Source organism: Thauera aminoaromatica, assembly GCF_000021765.1.
Classification (GTDB): Bacteria; Pseudomonadota; Gammaproteobacteria; order Burkholderiales; family Rhodocyclaceae; genus Thauera; species Thauera aminoaromatica.
Map to the genome: position 1 here is coordinate 1,141,119 of NC_011662.2, position 19,185 is coordinate 1,160,303.

Consider the following 19,185-nt stretch of genomic DNA (forward strand, 5'->3'; position numbering starts at 1 on the left):
CATGAGCACCCAGGTCACCGGCACCCTCGATGCACACGGCGCTGCAGGGCGTCCGCGCGACCACGACCACAAGCCGCGCGGCCTCGCGCGCTGGCTGTTCAGCACCAACCACAAGGACATCGGCACGCTCTACCTGCTGTTCTCGCTCGCCATGCTGTTTACCGGCGGCAGCCTGGCGATGGTGATCCGCGCCGAGCTCTTCCAGCCCGGGCTGCAGTTCGTCGATCCGCACTTCTTCAACCAGATGACGACGGTGCACGGCCTGGTGATGGTGTTCGGCGCGGTGATGCCGGCCTTCGTCGGCCTGGCGAACTGGATGATCCCGCTGATGATCGGCGCTCCCGACATGGCGCTGCCGCGGATCAACAACTGGAGCTTCTGGATCCTGCCGTGCGCGTTCGCGATCCTGCTGTCCACGCTGTTCATGGAAGGCGGCGCGCCGGCCGCCGGATGGACCTTCTACGCGCCGCTGTCGACCAAGTACAGCGGAGATTCGACCGCCTTCTTCGTGCTCGCGGTGCACCTGATGGGGGTGTCCTCGATCATGGGGGCGATCAACGTCATCGTCACCATCTGGAACATGCGCGCGCCGGGCATGGGCTGGATGAAGCTGCCGCTGTTCGTGTGGACCTGGCTCATCACCGCCTTCCTGCTGATCGCGGTGATGCCGGTGCTCGCCGGCGTCGTGACCATGGTGCTCACCGACAAGTACTTCGGCACCAGCTTCTTCGACGCCGCGGGCGGCGGCGACCCGGTGATGTTCCAGCACATCTTCTGGTTCTTCGGCCATCCGGAGGTCTACATCATGATCCTCCCCGCCTTCGGCATCGTCTCCACCATCATCCCCACCTTCGCGCGCAAGCCGCTGTTCGGCTACGAGTCGATGGTGATCGCCACCGCCAGCATCGCCTTCCTGTCCTTCATCGTCTGGGGCCACCACATGTTCACCACCGGCATGCCGGTGGTCGCCGAGCTGTTCTTCATGTACGCCACCATGCTGATCGCCGTGCCCACCGGCGTGAAGGTGTTCAACTGGGTGGCGACGATGTGGCGCGGCTCGATGACTTTCGAGGTGCCGATGATGTTCTCGCTCGCCTTCATCGTGCTGTTCACCATCGGCGGCTTCTCCGGGCTGATGCTGGCCATCATCCCCGCCGACTTCCAGTACCAGGACACCTACTTCGTCGTCGCCCACTTCCACTACGTGCTGGTGACCGGCGCGGTGTTCGGCATCATCGCCGCGGTGTACTACTGGATCCCGAAGTGGACCGGCGTGATGTACAACGAGCGCCTCGCCCAGGTGCACTTCTGGTGCTCGCTGGTGTCGGTGAACATGCTGTTCTTCCCGATGCACTTCGTCGGCCTCGCCGGCATGCCGCGGCGCATTCCCGACTACGCGCTGCAGTTCGCCGACCTCAACGCCTTCATGAGCATCGGCGGCTTCCTGTTCGGCCTGTCGCAGCTGCTCTTCCTGTGGGGCGTGGTGCGCTGCATGCGCGGCATCGGCGACAAGGCCACCGATCGCGTGTGGGAGGGCGCACAGGGGCTGGAGTGGGAGGTGCCGTCGCCCGCGCCTTACCACACCTTCGACACTCCGCCGGTGGTCAAGTGAGCGCACGGCGGCACAGGGAGGACGCGAGATGTCTGCCCACCGTAGTTTGATCAACAAGCTGCTGCTGGCCTGTGCGGCGATGTTCGCCTTCGGCTTCGCGCTCGTGCCGCTGTACGACGTGTTCTGCGACATCACCGGCATCAACGGCAAGACCGACAAGGTGGCGGCGGCGGCCCCGGACCGCGTCGACCGCGGGCGCGAGGTCAGCGTCGAGTTCCTAGCCACCCACGACCCCGCGGTGGCGGTGGACTTCGCGCCCGAGACCGCGCGCCTGCGGCTCAACCCGGGGGAGCTGCAGCTCGTGTCCTTCGTGGTCGAGAACCGCAGCGACCAGCCGATCGTGACCACCGCCGTACCCTCGGTGTCGCCCGGCGAGGCCGCCCGCCACTTCATGAAGATCGAATGCTTCTGCTTCCAGGAGCAGCCGCTGGCGCCGGGCGAGCGCAAGCTCATGCCGGTGCAGTTCTACGTCGATCCGGAACTGCCCGAGCGTTTCAAGAACCTGACGCTGTCGTATCGCCTGTATCGCAGCGTCGGCCAGCGCGCGAGCCGCTGACGCGGCGCGGCCCGGGCGCGCGCGACCGCAGCAAGGGAGAAGCACCATGGCGACGACCACGCATCAGAAGTACTACGTCCCGCACGACAGCGCCTGGCCGATCGTCGGGGCGCTCGCCCTGCTGCTGATCGGCTACGGCGCGGCGACCTGGATCAGCCAGCTCGACCAGCCCGAGGCGCGTAGCGGCCCCTGGGTGTTCGGCGCTGGCTTCGCGCTGCTGGTGGTGACGCTGTTCGGCTGGTTCGGCAAGGTCATCGACGAATCGCAGCGCGGGCTCTACAGCGCGCAGCTCGAGCGTTCCTTCCGCCAGTGCATGAGCTGGTTCATCTTCTCCGAGGTCATGTTCTTCCTCGCCTTCTTCGGCGCGCTGTTCTATGCGCGCGTGGTGGCGGTGCCGTGGCTGGACGGCGCCGGCGACAACGCGATGACCGCCGCGATCCTGTGGCCGAATTTCGAGGCCGCCTGGCCGCTGCTCCAGACCCCCGGCGGCACCGCGACCCAGGCCATGCCATGGACCGGCATTCCGCTGCTCAACACCCTGATCCTGCTCGCCTCGTCGGTGACGCTGCAGGTGGCGCACGTGGCGATCGAGCAGGGCAAGCGCCTGCGCCTGAAGCTCTTCCTGTCGATCACCGTGCTGCTCGGCGTGGTGTTCCTGTTCCTGCAGGGCTACGAGTACATGCACGCCTATCGGGATCTCGGCCTGCGCCTGGATTCGGGCGTGTATGGCAACACCTTCTACCTGCTCACCGGCTTCCACGGCCTGCACGTGACCATCGGCGCGCTGATCCTGCTCGTGATGCTGCTGCGCGTCGTGATCAAGGACCACTTCACCGCCCAGCGCCACTTCGGTTTTCAGGCCGCGGCGTGGTACTGGCATTTCGTGGACGTGGTGTGGCTCAACCTCTTCGTCTTCGTCTATGTGCTGTGAGGCCCGGCCATGCGGACTCAGTACGGACGTGCATGCGGCGTGATCACCCCGGTGGCGAGCAGCACCAGCAGCAGCCCCAGCACTGCCGCCGAGAACGCCAGCCGGCGGCCGAGGAACTTCGACATCGGCGGGGCGCTGCCGTCGCCCTTCAGCATCACGTACAGCGCCTGGAACAGGCTGACGACGACCAGCACGAGCAGCACGACGATGACGAGCTTGAAGGCCATGGGTGAGCTCCGGCGGAGGACCGATGAAGATTAGCGCGTTCGGCCACGCCTGGGTGCTGCGCTGGCGATGGATGCTCGCGGTGCTCGCGATCGCCGCGCTGCCGGCAGGCCTGTCGGCGTGGCAATGGCAGCGCGGCGAGGACAAGGCCGCCACGCTGGCGCGGATCGCGCGGTGGGCGAGCGAGGGCGCGGTGGGCTTGGACGGTCTCGGTGCGCGTACCGATGCGGCACAGATCGACGGCATGGTGCTCGACTTCGAGGCGCGCTGGATCGCGCCGATGGTGTGGCTGGTGGATAACCGCGTCGTCGACCGCAGGCCGGGTTACGACGTGGTGATCGCGGTCGAGGACATCGGCGCGGCCCGCGTCGCCGGCAGCCGCAACGCCCCGGCGCGGGCGGCGCTGGTGAATCTCGGCTGGATCGCGGCCGAGGGCGGACGCGAGGTGCTGCCGACGCCGGTCATCCCGTCGCAGTTGCGCGTGCACGGCCTCTTGCGCACCGAGCTTGGCGGCCTGCTGCTCGGCACCAACCTAGAGGACCACGGGCATTGGCCGATGCGCATCCAGCGCGCGGACCCGGCGCAACTCGCGGTCTGGCTGGCGGTGCCTCTGGCGCCGGGGCTGATCTACCAGCAGCAGGCCTCGCCCTTCCATATCCATTACCGGCCGGTGGTGCTGCCGCCCGCGCGCCACCGCGCCTACGCGCTGCAATGGGGCCTGCTCGCACTCGCGGTGGTCGCCGTCGCGCTGGCTGCGAGCGCACGCCGGGTGCCGGCCGTTTCAGGGGAGATCGCGCATGAGCAGCCGTAAGTTCTTCAGCCTCTTCGTGCTCTGTGCGCTGGTCCCGCTGGCGGCGGCGTGGGCGAGCCTGCGCTGGGGCTGGTTTTCCGCCGCGCCGACCGTCAATCACGGCGAGTGGCTGACGCAGGAGCTGCGGCTGCTGCCGGCGCCGGAACGTGGCGGCGGGCGCTGGCATCTGGTCTACGTGCCGGCGGCGGAGGGCGAGCCGGCGTGCGCGGAGGAGGGCGGGGCGGGCACTCCCGCGTCCCGCTGCGCGCAGGCACTGCGGATCCTGCAGCAGCTTCACGCCGGCCTCGGCCGCAAGCAGGCGCGGGTGCAGGCGCTGGTGCTGGCGGTGGAGAGCCCGGTCGTGCGCGCGCGCTTTCCGCACGTCGAATGGCAGGCCGCGCAGGTCGGCGATGTCGAGGTCCAGGGGCGGATCGTGCTGGTCGATCCGCGCGGCCTCGCCCTGCTGCGCTACGCGGTCCAGCCCGGCCCGCAGCAGGCGCAGCGGGTGGCGGGCGACATCCGCAGCGACCTGCTGCGCCTGATGAACTACGAGCGCAGCGGTGTGTGAGGAGAGGGCGATGACGCGCGTGCGCTGGCTGGTGGATGCAACCCTGGTGCTCGCCCTGGCGGTGATCGCGCTCGGCGCCTACACCCGGCTCACCGACGCCGGGCTGGGCTGCCCCGACTGGCCGGGTTGCTACGGACGGCTGACGCCGCCGGTGCATGACGAGCACATCGCGGCGGCGCAGGCGCGCTTCCCCGCTGCGCAGGTCGATCCCTTCAAGGCGCGCAACGAGATGGTGCACCGCTACCTCGCCGGCCTGCTCGGGCTGTGCGTGCTGGCGATCTTCGCGGTCTCGCGCCGCCTGCCGCGCGGGCGCGGGTTGGCCGCGGCGCTGCTGGCGCTGGTGGTGTTGCAGGCCGCGCTCGGCATGTGGACGGTGACGCTGAGCCTGATGCCGGTGGTGGTGGTGGCGCACCTCTTCGGCGGCTTCGCGCTGCTGTCGATGCTGGCGCTGCTGCGCGTCGAGCTCGGCCACGACCGCCCCGAGCCTGCCCGGCCCGCCGAGCCCGGGCTTGTCCGGCTGCTGCCGCTGGCCTGGCTCGCCGTCGTCGTGCTGCTGGCGCAGATCGCGCTCGGCGGCTGGACCTCGGCCAACTACGCAGCGGCGGTGTGCCATCAACTGCCTTTGTGCGAAAGCGGCTGGAGCGCGCGGTTCTCGCTGCGCGCCGCCTTCGGTTTGCCGCTGGGACACGAGACCTACGAGTTCGGCGTGCTGCCCTACGAGGCCCGGATGAGCATCCACGTGCTCCACCGCATCGGTGCACTGGTGGCCACCGCCGTGCTCGCCAGCCTGGTGCTGCTGTGCCGGCGTCGGGCGGCGAGCGTGCGCCTGCGCCGGCTCGCGGCGGCGGTCGGCGCCTTGCTGGTGCTGCAGGTGACGCTCGGCCTGGTCAACGTCGTCGGCCAGGTACCGCTCTTCAATGCGGTCGCCCACAACCTGACCGCGGCCTGCCTGCTGGCCGCCCTGGTGCTGCTGGTGCGGCAGATCCGGGTGAACGCGGCTCGAGGGGCGGGTGCCCGAGGACGGGCGTGGGCGGGACCTTCGCACGGGGGAGCGCTCGAGGGCCCGCTAAGGGCCCGCTAAGGGCCCGCTGAGGGCTCGATGAGGGCTCGCGAGCGGCTTGCCGGAGAGTGGCGCGCGATCTCGGGCGGCAAGGCCCGACGGAGAGAGGCAGGGGAGGCGGACATGGACGGCTACAAGCGAATTCCGACGGCGGCAGGCAGCCTGGGCGAGGCGCTCGCGCTCGGTCGCGCGTTCTGGCAGCTCACCAAGCCGCGCGTGGTGGCGCTGCTGGTGCTGACCGCCTGGGTGGGCATGATGCTCGCCACCACCGGGCTGCCCGACTTCGCGCGCATGCTGGTGGCGAGCCTGGGCATCGCCATGGTGTCAGGCGCGGCGGCGGCCTTCAATCACGTGCTCGACCACAAGATCGACGCCCGCATGGCGCGTACCCGGCTGCGTCCGCTGCCCAGCGGGCGCCTGAGCGGCGCGCAGGCGCTGGGCTTCGCGTGCGCGCTCGCCGCGGCGGGCTTCGTGCTGCTGCTGGTGGAGGTCAATGCGCTCACCGCGTGGCTGACGCTGGCCGGGCTGTTCGGCTACGCGGTCGTCTACACCGTGTTCCTCAAGCGCGCCACCCCCCAGAACATCGTCATCGGCGGGGTCGCGGGCGCGCTGCCGCCGGTGCTGGGATGGACGGCGATGACGGGCACGGTCGGCGCCGAGGCCTGGCTGCTGATGATGATCGTCTTCACGTGGACCCCGCCACACTTCTGGGCGCTGGCCATCCACCGCGTCGAGGACTACCGCCGCGCCGGCCTGCCGATGCTGCCGGTCACCCATGGCATCGAGTTCACCCGCACGCTGGTGCTGCTCTACACCGTGCTGCTGCTTGCAGTGTGCCTGCTGCCGTATCTGGTGGGGATGAGCGGGCCGTTCTACCTGGCGGGCAGCCTGGCCCTGAACCTGCGGTTCCTGCACCACGCCTGGCGGCTCAAGTTCGCTCCGCGCGCCGACACGGCGATCCGCACCTTCCGCTTCTCGATCACCCACCTGATGCTGCTGTTCCTCGTGCTGCTGGCGGACCACTATCTGTGATCGAGGATCAGCCCGCTTCGGCGACCAGCTGCAGGATCGCCGCCCCGTAGTGCTCCAGCTTGCGATCGCCCACGCCGCTGATGCCGGCCAGCTCCGCCAGCGTGTGCGGACGGGCGATGGCGATCTCGCGCAGCGTCGCGTCCTGGAAGACCACGTAGGCCGGCACGTTGCGCTCCTTGGCGGTGGCGAAGCGCCAGGCGCGCAGGCGGTCGAAGAGCGTGGTGGGGATGCCGTCGGGGATATCCAGGCTTGCGCCGCTGCGCCGCCGGGCGCGGCTGCGGCTGCGCTCGGGCTCCAGGCGCAGGTGGAACTCGGCCTCGCCGCGCAGCAGCGGGCGGGCCGCGTCGGTGAGGCGCAGCGCGTTGTAGCGCTCGTGGTCCACCGCGACCAACTCGCGCGCGACGAGCTGGCGGAACACCGTGCGCCAGCGCTTCTCGTCGAGCTCGCTGCCGATGCCGAAGGTGGTGATGTCCTGGTGGCGGCGCTCGACCACCTTTTCGGTGAGCTCGCCGCGCAGCACGTCGATCAGGTGGCCGGCGCCGTAGCGCTGGCCGGTGCGGAATACGCAGCTCAAGGCCTTGCGCGCCGCCTCGGTGGCATCCCACGTCTGCGGCGGGTGCAGGCAGTTGTCGCAGTTGCCGCAGGGGGTCGATTGTTCACCGAAGTAGGCAAGGAGGTGCTGGCGGCGGCAGTCGGTGGCCTCGACCAGGCCGACCAGCACGTCGAGCCGGTTGCGCGCCAGGCGCTTGAACTCCTCGTTCGCCTCCGACTCGTCGATCATGCGGCGCTGCTGCACCACGTCCTGCGCGCCCCAGGCCATCCAGGCCTGCGCCGGCAGGCCGTCGCGCCCCGCGCGGCCGGTCTCCTGGTAATAGCCCTCGATCGAGCGCGGCAGGTCCAGATGGGCGACGAAGCGCACGTCGGGCTTGTCGATGCCCATGCCGAAGGCGATCGTCGCCACCATGATCAGCCCGTCCTCGCGCAGGAAGCGGCTCTGGTGCTCGGCGCGGATCTCCTGCGTCATGCCGGCGTGGTAGGGCAGGGCGGCGAGGCCCTGCTCCTGCAGCCAGGCGGCGGTCTCCTCGACCTTGCGCCGCGACAGGCAATACACGATGCCGGCCTGGCCGGGACATTCCTCGCGGATGAAGTCGAGCAGCTGGCGGCGCGGGTCGTTCTTCTCGACGATGGTGTAGCGGATGTTGGGGCGGTCGAAGCTGGAGACGAAGCGGCGCGCCGCCTGCAGGTTGAGGCGCTCGGCGATCTCCTCGCGGGTCTGGCGGTCGGCGGTGGCGGTGAGCGCGATGCGCGGGATGGCCGGGTAGCGCTCGGGCAGGATGGAGAGCTGCAGGTACTCGGGGCGGAAGTCGTGGCCCCACTGCGACACGCAGTGCGCCTCGTCGATCGCGAACAGCGAGAGCCGGCCGGTGTCGCGCAGGTGGTCGAGCTGGTCGAGGAAGCGCGGTGTCATCAGGCGCTCGGGGGCGACGTAGAGCAGCTCGAGCTCGCCGTCCCAGAGCGCGCGCTCCACCGCGCGTGCGCGCTCCATGTCCAGGCTGGAGTTGAGGAAGGCGGCGCGCACGCCGGCCTCGACCAGCGCGCTCACCTGGTCCTGCATCAGCGCGATCAACGGCGACACCACGATCGCGGTGCCGTGGCGCAGCAGCGCCGGGATCTGGTAGCACAGCGACTTGCCGCCACCGGTCGGCATCAGCACCAGCGCGTCGCCGCCGCCAGCCACGTGCTCGACGATCTCCCCCTGCTCGCCGCGGAAGGCGGGGTAGCCGAAGACGTGCTCGAGCACGCGATGCGCGGCGTCGCCGAGGGGAACGTCGCGCTGGTCGAACGTGGTCGGGGGGGGCGTGCGTGGTTCGCCGGGCAGGCGGGGGAAGTCGGTGGGCATGGCGCGCATTTTACCGCGCCGGGTCTCGTCCGATGACACGGACCGGTGGCAGCCGGGCGTCTGCGACGCCCGGGCCCGCATCCGTCATTCCTCGAGGACGACCTTCTTGTATTCCTTGAGGGCCTTGGTCCACCAATTGAAGGAGTCCTCGATGTTCTTGGCGCTGACGCCGTAGTCGAGGTTCACCTCCATCTCCAGGTTCGGATCACCGTCCTTGTCGAGGTAAGCCTTGCCGAAGCGCTTGGTCCGGTTCCAGTCGTTGATCTTCTCAAGCGAGACCTTGGGGCCGCTCCAGCTGGCGGAGAACTGGATGTCGTCGCAGTCGGCGCCCTTCACGCAGCCGTAGAAATAAATGCCGTATTTCGTGCCCTCGATCCGTCCGGTGATGCGCGGATCCCCCTGGCTGTCCTTGTCGAGCTCGGCGGAGCCGAATCCTCGGGCGATCTCGTAGAGGCGTTCGGGCTTGGTCGCGTCGATCAGCGCGTCGGCGAACGCGGGACCGGCTGCTGCGCTCAGCAGGGCGCAAAAAAACAGACTTCCCTTCGAAAGTCCCTTCATGGAATCACTCCTGTTGTGGAAACACGGGCGGTGGCGCATCCGGCAGAAGCGCGCGCCCTGACGGACGCGCGCGAGCGCAAGAATATGCTTGCGAGATTCTACGGGGCGGCTTGGCGCGGATGCCGTGAAGTTTTACCGCACATGAACCCGGAATAGGCCCGTCGTCAGCGGGCGCGCGCACGGTCGCAGGGCGCGTGCGGCGCTCAGGCGCTCGCCTTGCGCCATTCCTGCAGCGCCGCCAGCGTGTCCGCCAGGTCGCCTACCACACGGATGCCCGGCAGGCGCTTCTGCTTGTCGCGGACCGCGCCGCCGCCGGCCCAGATCCCGATTTCCTCCGGCAGCAGCGCGCGCAGCTCGAGCAAGCCGTCGATCGCCTGGCGTGCCGGATAGGCGATGCTGAAGGACAGCCCGACGATGTCGAAACCGCCACCCACCGCCGCGCTGCGGATGTCCGCGAGCGGCGTGCGCGTGCCGAGCGACAGGCAGCTCGCGCCCTCCGGCACCAGCATCGCCTCCGCCATCAGCAGGCCGAGCACGTGCTCCTCCTCGGGGAAGGTCGTCAGCAGCACGCGCGGTCGGCCTTCGCTCGCGGCATGCGCGCCGATCGCGCTGCGCAGCAGGTTCTGCACCTGCTCGGTGAACAGATGTTCCTCGGGAACATCCACCTCGCCGCGCATCCACGCCTCGCCCACCGCCGCCGCCAGCGGCGCCACCGTCTCGGCGACGAAGCGCTGCAGCCCCTGCTTCATCAGCGCCTGGCGCAGTGCAGCGGCGAGCTCCACGCTGCGATGCAGGCGCACGAGCTGCAGCAGACCGTCGTCGCGACCGGCAGGCGTGCCGCCCTCCGGGCACAGGCAGGAATCGAGCATCGAAGACAGCTCCTCGACGCTTGCGCCCACGATCCGGGCCGGTCGACGGCCGTGGTCGAGCAGGCGGCGGATCATGCGCAGCTTCTCCACCTGGTCGGACGGGTAGACACGCTCGCCGTTGGCGTCGCGCGTCGGCGCAGGGAAGCCGTAACGCCGCTCCCACACCCTCAGAGTGTCCTTCGCCAGGCCCGTGTCGCGTTCGACGGCAGCGATGCTGAAGGCGGTTTCAGACGGGTTCGGGGCGTTCATCGGCAGCAGCTTTCGGGAGATGGTCGTTAAGAGGATGGTAGGCGGGAGAGTTTATTTTGTCCAGGACAAATGAGGCGCCGACGCTGGAGGCGACTTCATTTTCCGACCGCGATGCATGCGCCCACGCCCCCAATCGATCGGCGCTCACTCCACCCCGTTCTCTCCCGCCTTTTCCTCCGCCTGCTGCGGCGTCAGGTCGCCGTCCAGTACCGCCAGCATGCGCGCCGCCTTGGCCACCTGCTCGATCGCGCGGCGCTCCAGGCTGGCCAGGCGCAGCCAGTCCTGCAGCGTGCGAATGTCGATGCGGGCGTGCGCACCCTCCAGCAGCAGCGCCTCCTTGAAGGCCTGGTAGCGCAGCTCCGCCTCCTCCAGCCGCACCTCGACCGCCGGCGCGGAGAAGTCCTCGCGCGCCGCGTCCGCGCTCGCGGCCAGCGCCCCGGTGGCCTGGCGGAAGGCCGCGGCGATCGGCTCGAGCTCGCTGCCCGGCGGCGCGCCGAGCGTGGTGGCCAGCGCGCACGCCTGGCGCACCGCGGTGACCGCGCTCTCCTGATACTGCAGCGCGCGCAGGCTGTGCGCCACCGCCTCGACCAGCGCCGGCGGCAGGCGCATGGCGTTGAGCTTGCGTACGTAGTCGCCGATCGCCGGCGCCAGCGCATCGAGCGTGCTCGCCTGACGCTCGATCCAGGGCTCGTCCGGCGGCACCCGCGTGGCGGCGGTGAGCGCGGTGAGGGCGAAGGACTGCGTGCGGCCCAACTCCAGGCGCAGCGCGCGCAGCGCCAGATCGGGCACCGCCAGCGAGGGCGCGTCGAGATAGCGCGGGCGGGCGATCTCCTCCTCGCGGCTGCGGAAGTGGCTCGCCAGGAATCGGCGCAGGGGGCGTGCCAGCGGCACCATCAGCAGCACCCCGAGCACGTTGAAGGCGGTGTGGAACATTGCCAGCATCACCGCCGGCGTGGCCGGCTGCTCGAACCAGTTGCGCAGCGCGCCGAGCAGGCCGATCAGCAGCGGCAGCAGCGCGATCGCCACCGCGCCGGTCACCAGGTTGAAGATCACGTGGGTGGCCGCGACCCGGCGCGCGTTCGAGGTCGCGCCCAGCGCCGACAGGATCGCCGTCGAGGTCGTGCCGATGTTGGTGCCGATCACCATCGCGCACGCCGCCTCGATCGACATCAGCCCGCCCTGGGCGGCAGTGATGATGATCGCGATCACCGCGCCCGAGGCCTGCATCAGCACCGTCAGCACGGTGCCGATGCCGACCAGGATCAGCCAGCCGGTGAAGCCGGGTGCGATGTGGTCCTGCAGGTTCATGGTCGCGCCGAAACCCGAGAAGGTGTCCTTGAGTGCGTCGATGCCGAGGAAGAGCACGCCGAAGCCGGCCAGCGCCTGGCCGAGCGCGCGCTGGCGGACCGTGCGTCCGGCCAGCATCAGGGTCGCGCCGATGCCGACGAAGGGCAGCGCGAAGGCGTCGATCCGGAAGCTGAAGCCGAGCGCCGCCACCAGCCAGGCGTTGAGCGTGGTGCCGACGTTGGAGCCGAAGATCACCCACATCGCGTTCTGCAGCGACAGCAGCCCGGTGTTGACGAAGCCGATGCTCGCCACCGTGACCGCGGTGGAGGACTGCACCAGCGCGGTCATGGTCATGCCGGCGCCGAGGCCGCGCACCGGCGTGGCGGTGCCGCGCTCGAGCAGGCCCTCGAGCGCGCGGCCGGCGGCGAGCTTGAGGCCCTCGGTGAGCATGTGCATGCCGAGCAGGAACAGGCCGATGCCGCCGAGCAGGCCGGCGACGATCGGATAGATGGCGAGCGGGCTGGTGTCCAGGGCGGGCCTCTCGTGCGGGAAGGGGGCGTCACGACAGCGTAATGCCGGATCGCGCGGGCGGGGAGGGCATTGTTCGCGGCGGGGACCATCGCGCTTTGGACCGGATGGCAAACAATTTCAATTTGTCCTGGACAAATTCTTGACAGCCCTGCGGTGCTCGCCTATCGTGGAATCGTTATCCACGCTTGTCCAGGACACGGCCATGAACGCGAGAATGCTCTCCAGGCGCGCCGGCATCCTCTCCGCCGCTACGGTGCTCGTCTCCTTCGGGATCTCCGCGGCTTCGGCCGCACCGCCCCAGGTCGTCGCGGCGGCAGCTGCCGTCGCTCCTGCCGGGCCCGTCGTGGACAACACGGTCGCGACCCCGGCCCCGGCCTCGATCCAGACCCCGCTCGAACTCCTGCTCTTCGTGCACCGCGCGGATCTTCCGCTGCGCCCCCTCCCCACCAAGCAAAAGGATCATTCATGAACGCCCCGGAAAAATTCTTCCTGCCCGACGTGCAATCCAGCGCCGACCACCGCGCGCTGGCGATCCAGCAGGTCGGCGTGCGCGGTCTGCGCTACCCCATGGCGGTGCGCGATCTCGACGGCGGCGTGCAGCACACCGTCGCCAGGCTGGAGATGACGGTCGGCCTGCCCGCCGAGGTGAAGGGCACCCACATGTCGCGCTTCGTCGAGCTGCTCGAGGCCGAGCGCGACGCGCTCGATCTCGACGGTCTGCGCGGCCTGTTCGCCGACATGCTGGTGCGGCTCGAAGCCGAGAGCGGCCGCATCGAGGCGCGCTTTCCCTGGTTCATGAAGAAGGCCGCGCCGGTTTCGGGCGTCGAAAGCCTGCTCGACATCGACGCCCGCGTGGTGGTGGAAAAGACCGCGGGCGGCGAGATCCGTAGCACCCTCGAGGCGGTGGTGCCGGTCACCAGCCTGTGCCCGTGCTCCAAGAAGATCTCCGCCTACGGCGCGCACAACCAGCGCTCGCACATCACCCTGTCGGCCACGCTGCGCGGCGACCTCGGCCTGCGCGAGCTGGTGCGCATGGCCGAGGAAGAAGCCTCGTGCGAAGTCTTCGGCCTGCTCAAGCGCCCGGACGAGAAGTGGGTCACCGAGCGCGCCTACGACAACCCCAAGTTCGTCGAGGACCTCGTGCGCGACATCGCGTTGCGCCTGCGTGCCGATGCGCGCGTGGCCTCGTGGCGGGTGCAGTCGGAGAACTTCGAGTCCATCCACAACCATTCCGCCTACGCCCTCGTCGAGGGCGAGAACGCGCCGGAGTAATCGCCATGAAGATGGGTGAGATCGAGCGCCTGCACGCCACGGGCGAGGCGGGCCGGGGTGCCGAGGGGCGGCGGATCGCCGTGATCGGCGGCGGCATCGCCGGTCTGTCGACCGCCTGGCTGCTCGCGCCGCAGCACAGCGTGACGCTGTTCGAAGCGGGCAGCTACGTCGGCGGTCACACCAACACCATCGACGTGACCGTCGACGGCCTCACCCATCCGGTGGACACCGGCTTCCTGGTCTTCAACCGCCGCACCTACCCCAACCTGTGTGCGCTGTTCGCGCTGCTGCAGGTCGAGGCGGTGGAGACCGAGATGAGCTTCGGCGTCAGCCTGGCCGAACCCGAGCTCGAATGGGCCGGCACCGACCTTGCCAGCGTGTTCGCCCAGCGCGGCAACCTGGTGCGTCCTGCCTTCCTCGTCATGCTGCGCGACATCCTGCGTTTCAACCGCGAGACCACGCGGATGGCGAGCGAAGGTGGCATGCCGGCCCTGTCGCTCGGCGAGTATCTCGACCTGGAGGACTACTCGCAGGCCTTCCGCGACTGGTACCTGCTGCCCATGGCCGCGGCGATCTGGTCGTGTCCGACGCACACCATGCTCGCCTATCCGCTCGCGACCTTCGTGCAGTTCTGCCACAACCACGGACTGCTGCAGATCCTCGATCGTCCGACCTGGATGACGGTGAAGGGCGGCGGACGCAGCTACGTGCGCCGCATGCTCGCCCGCCTCGACGACGTGCGGGTGAACGCGCCGGTGCAGCGCGTGGTACGCGGCGAGGACGGGGTGTGGGTGCACACCGCGGCCGGGCCGGAGCGCTTCGACGAGGTCGTCTTCGCCTGTCACAGCGACCAGGCCCTGGCCATCCTCGGCAGCGAGGCCACGCCGGACGAGCGCCGCATCCTCGGCGCCGTGCGCTACCAGGCCAACGTTGCGTACCTGCACACCGACACCGCGCTCCTGCCACGCCGCCCGAAGGTGTGGTCGGCGTGGAACTACCTCGCCGGCAAGGGCGCGCCCGACGCGCGTCCGGTGTCGGTCAGCTACCTCATCAACCGCCTGCAGCCGCTGCCTTTCCAGACCCCGGTCGTGGTGTCGCTCAACCCCTTCATCGCGCCCGCAGCCGACAAGACCTTCCGTCGCATCGAGTACGCCCACCCGGTGTTCGATCACGGAGCGATCGACGCCCAGGCCGCGCTGCCTTCCATCCAGGGCCGCGAGCGCTGCTGGTTCGCCGGCGCCTGGACCGGCTACGGCTTTCATGAAGACGGCCTCAAGTCGGCGGTGGCGGTGGTCGAGGCGATGGGCGTGGAAGTGCCGTGGCGGCGCGGCCGCGTGCCGGCGGCGAAGCGGGCCGGGACGGCGCTGGAGGCGGCGTGATGCCCGACGCGCTCCAGCCCGCGGTGTGCTTCGGCGCGGTCATGCACGAGCGCCACGTGCAGGCGCACAACCGCTTCGTGTACCCGAGCGCCTTCCTGCGCCTGCCGCTCGGCCGCCTGGACCAAGTGCGCGCTCCGCTGCTCGGCATCGAGCGTGCCAACCTGTTCAGCTTCCGCAGCCGCGACCACGGCGCGCGCGACGGCTCGCCCTTGCTGCCGTGGATCCGCGCCCTCCTGAACGAGCGCGGGCTGGCCGCGGCATGCGACGGCGAGATCGTGCTGCAGACCATGCCGCGCATTCTCGGCTTCGTCTTCAACCCGGTGAGCTTCTGGTTCTGCCACGACCGCGCGGGCGGCCTGCGTGCGGTGCTGGCCGAGGTGAACAACACCTTCGGCGAGCGTCACAACTACCTGCTGCACCACGCCGACCTGCGCCCCATCGGCGCGGGCGATGAGCTGCGCGCCAGCAAGCGCTTCCATGTCTCCCCCTTCTTCCCGGTGCGCGGCGAGTACCGCTTCCGCTTCGAGCAGCGCGGCGCCGTGCATGCGGTGTCGATCGAGCTCTGGGACGGCGGCGAGCGCCAGCTCTCCACCCGCCTGGCGGGCCGCGCCGAGGCCGTCGGTGGGGCCAGCATGGCGAAGTGGCTCGCGCGTCAGCCCTTCATGACCCTGGGCGTCGTCGCCCGCATCCACTGGCAGGCGCTGCGCCTGGCCCTGCGGCGGGTGAGCTTCTTCCGCAAGCCCGCGCCGCCGCTCGAGGAGACCACCTGATGAACGCACTCGACCACGCCCTGCAGCCGCTCGCCGGCCTGCGCCTCGCGCGCCTGCCGCGCGCCACCCGGCTGTGCCTGGAGATGCTCGACCGCCTCGACGGCGGCGCGATCGCGGTGGAACTGCCCGACGGCGTGCGCGTGCGCGCCGGCCACGGTGCGCTCGTCGCCCACCTGCGCGTGCGCGACCACGCCGTGTTCGACGAGGCGCTCGCACGCGGCGACATCGGCTTCGGCGAAGCCTGGATGGACGGCCTGTGGGACACCGAGGACCTCCCCGGCCTGCTGCGCCTGCTCTCGGCCAACCGCAGCCGCCTGCAGGGCGCGATCTACGGCCGCATGATCCGCCTGCTCAGCCACCGCCTGCAGCACCTGCTGCGCGCCAACACGCGCAGCGGCTCGCGGCGCAACATCGAGGCCCACTACGACCTCGGCAACGACTTCTATGCGCTCTGGCTCGACCCCACCATGACCTACTCGGCGGCGGTGTTCGCCTCGCCCGACGAGTCGCTGCAGGACGCCCAGCTGCGCAAGTACCGCCGCATCCTCGGCGAGCTCGGCGCGCGGCCCGGGCAGACCATCCTGGAGGTGGGCTGCGGCTGGGGCGGCTTCGCCGAGGTCGCCGCCACCGAGTTCGGCTGCAAGGTGCTGGGCATCACGCTGTCGCCGGCGCAGCTGGCGTTCGCGCGTGCGCGCGCCGAGCGCGGCGGCTTCGCCGACCGGGTGGATCTGGAGCTGTGCGACTACCGCGACGTGCGCGGCCAGTACGACCATGTGGTGTCGATCGAGATGATCGAGGCGGTGGGCGAGCGCTTCTGGCCGACCTACTTCGCCCAGCTCTCCGCACTGCTGAAGCCGGGCGGGCGCTGCGTGGTGCAGGCGATCACGATCGCCGACGCGCTGTTCGCGCGCTACCGGCGCGGCACCGACTTCATCCAGCGCCACGTCTTCCCCGGCGGCATGCTGCCCAGCCCGGGCGCGGTGGCGCAGCAGGCCGGGCGCGCCGGGCTCGAGGTGGTGGGCGACTTCGCCTTCGGGCGCGACTATGCGCGCACGCTCGCGCACTGGCATCGAAGCTTCGACGCGCAGGCTGCAGCGGTGCGCGCCCAGGGCTTCCCCGAGCGCTTCCTGCGCATGTGGCGTTTCTATCTCGCCTACTGCGAGGCGGGCTTCGACACCGGCGACCTCGACGTGCATCACTACGTGTTCGCGCATGCCGCCGCAGGGTCGCAAGGCGGCTGAATGGTGATGGGCGCGGCGGAGGGAAGCGATCTGTGCCGACCCCCTGGCCGCGCCGTCCCCGCATTTCAGGGCCTGGAGGTGACCCCATGAGCGCCCCGATCCGCTTTCCCGCACGCTCCCCGCGGAGCCTGCGTCGCAGCTTCGAGCGGTTCGCCCGCCTCCCGCGCGCGCTCGGCGCAGTGCTGGCGTGCTGCATGCTGCTGGCGCTGGAGACGGTGCACGCGCTCGGCCTGCCGCCGCAGCTCGTGGCGAGCACGGTCGGGCTGCGCGAGGTCGGCCGCGGCGAGCTGCGCTGGCTCGGCTTCAAGCTCTACGACGCCGCGCTGTGGGCGCGCGCGCCGGGCGAACAGGCCACGGCAGACGAGCACGTTCTGTCGATCCGCTACGCGCGCGCGGTCACGTCCGCGCGTCTGGTCGAGCTCAGCCTCGACGAGATGCGCCGCCTCGGTCTCGCCGACGAGCCGACGCTGGCGCGCTGGGGCGAGGTGCTCGCCGCCGCGCTGCCTTCGGTCGCGGCCGGAGACACGCTGACCGGCCTGCACCGTCCGGGGCAGGGCGCGGCCTTCTGGCACGACGGCCGCGCCACCGCCGAACTCGACGACCCGGCGCTGGCGCAGGCCTTCTTCGCCATCTGGCTCGACGAGCGCACCCGCGAGCCCGCGCTGCGCGCACGCCTGCTCGGGCTCGAGGAGGTCACGAGATGAGCGACCGCGCACGCGCCGCGCCGGATCGCCACCACGGGGGCGGAGCATGTGCCCGCGCGGCCTGCGCGCCTGGCGCCGGGCGTGCTCCGGATGCCGACCGCGTCGAGTGGGGTGCGCTGCTCGCCTACGGCGCCCTCGGCCTGCCGCTCGCCTTCGCGGCGCTGCCGATCTACGTGCATGTGCCGCGCCTGTATGCGGAAGGCCTGGGCCTGTCGCTCGCGCTGGTCGGTGCCGTGCTGCTCGCGGCGCGCGTCGTCGACGCCATCACCGACCCGCTCATCGGCTGGGCCAGCGACCGCCTGCCGCGGCGCCGGCTGTGGATCGCGCTGGCGCTGCCCGCGCTCGGGGCCGGCATGCTCGGTCTGCTCGTGCCGCCCGCGGGGGCCGGGGCGGGCTGGCTGTTCGCGCTGCTGGTCGCGGTGTCGCTGGCCTACTCGGTGGCGAGCATCGCCTACAACGCCTGGGGCGCCGAGGTCGCCTCCACCCCCGCGGCGCGCACGCGCTTCGTCGCCAGCCGCGAGGCCTTCGCGCTCGCCGGCGTGGTGCTGGCGGCGGCGCTGCCGGGGCTGCTGGGCGAGGGGGTGATCGGTGGCACGGCTGGCGTCGGCCAGTCGGCGGTCGCCACTGAAGGCGGCGCCGCGGGCGGTGTCGGTGCGTCAGGGGGCGGTGGCGACGGCGGCGCGGCGGGGCTCGCACGGCTCGCCTGGCTTTTCCTTCCGCTGCTCGTGGTCTTCGGCCTGTGGACGCTGTGGCGTGCGCCCGCTCCGCCGCGGCTCGCTGCGACGCACGCGCCGGTGTGGCGGGGCCTGCGCGCGGCGCTCGCCGACGCGGCCTTCCTCCGCCTGCTCGCGGTGTTCGCGGTCAATGGCATCGCCGCCGCGATCCCCTCGGCGACGGTGCTCTTCTTCGTCGCCGACGTGCTGCAGGCCGAGGCGCTTGCCGGCGCCTTCCTTGCCCTGTATTTCCTCGCCGCCGCGGCCGGGCTGCCGCTGTGGACGCGGCTGTCGCAGCGCATCGGCAAGCTGCGCGCCTGGCTCGCCGGCATGGCGCTCGCCGTGGCGGTGTTCGCCTGGGCAGGCCTGCTCGGCAGCGGCGATCTGTTCGCCTATGCCTGCATCTGCGCGCTCTCGGGCCTGGCGCTCGGCGCCGACCTCACCCTGCCGCCTTCCATGCTCGCGGACCTGCTCGCGCGCGGGCGGGACGGGCGTGCGCCGGCCCGCTCGCGCGCGCTCGAGGCGGGTGCCTGCTTCGGCTGGTGGAGCTTCGTCACCAAGGCCAACCTGGCGCTCGCCGCCGGCCTGGCGCTGCCCCTGCTCGCGCTGCTCGGCTACGCCCCGGGCGCGCGCGAGCCCACTGCGGTCGCCGCGCTCGGGGCGGTGTACGGCTTCGCACCGGTCGCTCTCAAGCTCGCCGCCATCGCCCTGCTCTGGCACGGGCGAGCCGTGCTCGATCCCGGCACGGGACACGACCCGCCCGGGATCGCGACTTGCGTCGCTCCCACAAGCGTCGACCGGCGCCGCACTGGAAACGACGGCGGGTGAGGCGGCCCGTAGGAGCGACGCGAGTCGCGATAACGCGGCGACCGGCGCTGGGGGGGGAACGGCAGCGGGTGAGGCGGCCCGTAGGAGCGACGCAAGTCGCGATCGCAGCA

General features: G+C 70.8%; 19 protein-coding genes. 14 read left to right on the forward strand and 5 right to left on the reverse strand.

Annotated elements, in window-relative coordinates:
* Window position 1 precedes the first annotated feature (1 nt).
* Genes ctaD through TMZ1T_RS05100 form a run of 3 tightly spaced genes read left to right on the forward strand, consistent with a single transcriptional unit; the run spans window position 2 to window position 3,099 of the window.
* Window positions 2–1,612 carry a cytochrome c oxidase subunit I gene (gene ctaD, locus TMZ1T_RS05090; RefSeq protein WP_012584806.1) on the forward strand — a complete coding sequence of 537 codons (1,611 nt, stop codon included), beginning with the start codon at window positions 2–4 and terminating at the stop codon, window positions 1,610–1,612.
* A 28-nt stretch (window positions 1,613–1,640) separates the two neighbouring features.
* Window positions 1,641–2,168, forward strand: a complete 528-nt coding sequence (locus tag TMZ1T_RS05095) for a cytochrome c oxidase assembly protein (protein ID WP_012584807.1) — start codon at window positions 1,641–1,643, stop codon at window positions 2,166–2,168.
* Window positions 2,169–2,214: 46 nt separating this feature from the next.
* A complete protein-coding gene (locus TMZ1T_RS05100) occupies window positions 2,215–3,099 on the forward strand; it encodes a cytochrome c oxidase subunit 3 (RefSeq protein ID WP_012584808.1) in 885 nt (294 codons plus the stop codon).
* A gap of 17 nt (window positions 3,100–3,116) precedes the next feature.
* On the opposite strand, the gene TMZ1T_RS05105 is transcribed toward TMZ1T_RS05100, so the two are convergent.
* On the reverse strand, window positions 3,117–3,326 hold the full coding sequence (locus TMZ1T_RS05105; RefSeq protein ID WP_004307868.1) for a DUF2909 domain-containing protein: 210 nt from the start codon (window positions 3,324–3,326) through the stop codon (window positions 3,117–3,119).
* A 23-nt stretch (window positions 3,327–3,349) separates the two neighbouring features.
* On the opposite strand from TMZ1T_RS05105, the gene TMZ1T_RS05110 reads away from it, so the two are divergent.
* From TMZ1T_RS05110 to cyoE, 4 genes are all read left to right on the forward strand, one after another.
* Window positions 3,350–4,135 (forward strand): SURF1 family protein, encoded by a 786-nt coding sequence (locus tag TMZ1T_RS05110; RefSeq protein WP_004307865.1) that lies wholly within the window; start codon window positions 3,350–3,352, stop codon window positions 4,133–4,135.
* A complete protein-coding gene (locus TMZ1T_RS05115; RefSeq protein WP_012584809.1) occupies window positions 4,122–4,682 on the forward strand; it encodes a hypothetical protein in 561 nt (186 codons plus the stop codon). The genes TMZ1T_RS05110 and TMZ1T_RS05115 overlap by 14 nt, the downstream gene beginning before the upstream one ends.
* A gap of 10 nt (window positions 4,683–4,692) precedes the next feature.
* Window positions 4,693–5,763, forward strand: coding sequence for a COX15/CtaA family protein (locus tag TMZ1T_RS05120; RefSeq protein WP_004307862.1), 1,071 nt, complete (start codon window positions 4,693–4,695; stop codon window positions 5,761–5,763).
* Between the two features lie 102 nt (window positions 5,764–5,865).
* A complete protein-coding gene (gene cyoE / locus TMZ1T_RS05125; protein WP_012584810.1) occupies window positions 5,866–6,774 on the forward strand; it encodes a heme o synthase in 909 nt (302 codons plus the stop codon).
* A gap of 7 nt (window positions 6,775–6,781) precedes the next feature.
* On the opposite strand, the gene recQ is transcribed toward cyoE, so the two are convergent.
* From recQ to TMZ1T_RS05145, 4 genes are all read right to left on the reverse strand, one after another.
* Window positions 6,782–8,674 (reverse strand): DNA helicase RecQ, encoded by a 1,893-nt coding sequence (gene recQ / locus TMZ1T_RS05130; protein ID WP_370695902.1) that lies wholly within the window; start codon window positions 8,672–8,674, stop codon window positions 6,782–6,784.
* Between the two features lie 84 nt (window positions 8,675–8,758).
* Entirely contained in the window at window positions 8,759–9,232 is a 474-nt protein-coding gene (locus TMZ1T_RS05135) for a YbjN domain-containing protein (RefSeq protein WP_004307858.1), read from the reverse strand.
* Between the two features lie 203 nt (window positions 9,233–9,435).
* Complete coding sequence (locus TMZ1T_RS05140; protein ID WP_004307857.1) at window positions 9,436–10,350, reverse strand: MerR family transcriptional regulator; 915 nt, start codon at window positions 10,348–10,350, stop codon at window positions 9,436–9,438.
* 144 nt (window positions 10,351–10,494) lie between these two features.
* Entirely contained in the window at window positions 10,495–12,279 is a 1,785-nt protein-coding gene (locus TMZ1T_RS05145) for a Na/Pi cotransporter family protein (RefSeq protein ID WP_012584812.1), read from the reverse strand.
* A 91-nt stretch (window positions 12,280–12,370) separates the two neighbouring features.
* Here TMZ1T_RS05145 and TMZ1T_RS05150 point away from each other — a divergent pair, with 91 nt between their 5' ends.
* The 7 genes from TMZ1T_RS05150 (at window position 12,371) to TMZ1T_RS05180 (ending at window position 19,075) form a co-directional block, all read left to right on the forward strand.
* On the forward strand, window positions 12,371–12,637 hold the full coding sequence (locus TMZ1T_RS05150) for a hypothetical protein (RefSeq protein ID WP_012584813.1): 267 nt from the start codon (window positions 12,371–12,373) through the stop codon (window positions 12,635–12,637).
* On the forward strand, window positions 12,634–13,440 hold the full coding sequence (gene folE2, locus TMZ1T_RS05155) for a GTP cyclohydrolase FolE2 (protein WP_012584814.1): 807 nt from the start codon (window positions 12,634–12,636) through the stop codon (window positions 13,438–13,440). Before TMZ1T_RS05150 ends, folE2 begins: the two co-directional genes overlap by 4 nt.
* Before the next feature lie 5 nt (window positions 13,441–13,445).
* Window positions 13,446–14,819 (forward strand): NAD(P)/FAD-dependent oxidoreductase, encoded by a 1,374-nt coding sequence (locus tag TMZ1T_RS05160; protein WP_012584815.1) that lies wholly within the window; start codon window positions 13,446–13,448, stop codon window positions 14,817–14,819.
* Complete coding sequence (locus TMZ1T_RS05165; RefSeq protein WP_012584816.1) at window positions 14,819–15,589, forward strand: DUF1365 domain-containing protein; 771 nt, start codon at window positions 14,819–14,821, stop codon at window positions 15,587–15,589. Before TMZ1T_RS05160 ends, TMZ1T_RS05165 begins: the two co-directional genes overlap by 1 nt.
* A complete protein-coding gene (locus tag TMZ1T_RS05170) occupies window positions 15,589–16,830 on the forward strand; it encodes an SAM-dependent methyltransferase (RefSeq protein ID WP_012584817.1) in 1,242 nt (413 codons plus the stop codon). The genes TMZ1T_RS05165 and TMZ1T_RS05170 overlap by 1 nt, the downstream gene beginning before the upstream one ends.
* Window positions 16,831–16,916: 86 nt before the next feature.
* The gene (locus TMZ1T_RS05175; RefSeq protein WP_012584818.1) at window positions 16,917–17,534 is read left to right on the forward strand and encodes a chalcone isomerase family protein; all 618 of its coding nucleotides are present in this window, start codon (window positions 16,917–16,919) and stop codon (window positions 17,532–17,534) included.
* Window positions 17,531–19,075: an MFS transporter gene (locus TMZ1T_RS05180; RefSeq protein WP_012584819.1), complete on the forward strand. Its 1,545-nt coding sequence runs from the start codon at window positions 17,531–17,533 to the stop codon at window positions 19,073–19,075. The genes TMZ1T_RS05175 and TMZ1T_RS05180 overlap by 4 nt, the downstream gene beginning before the upstream one ends.
* Window positions 19,076–19,185: the final 110 nt, after the last annotated feature.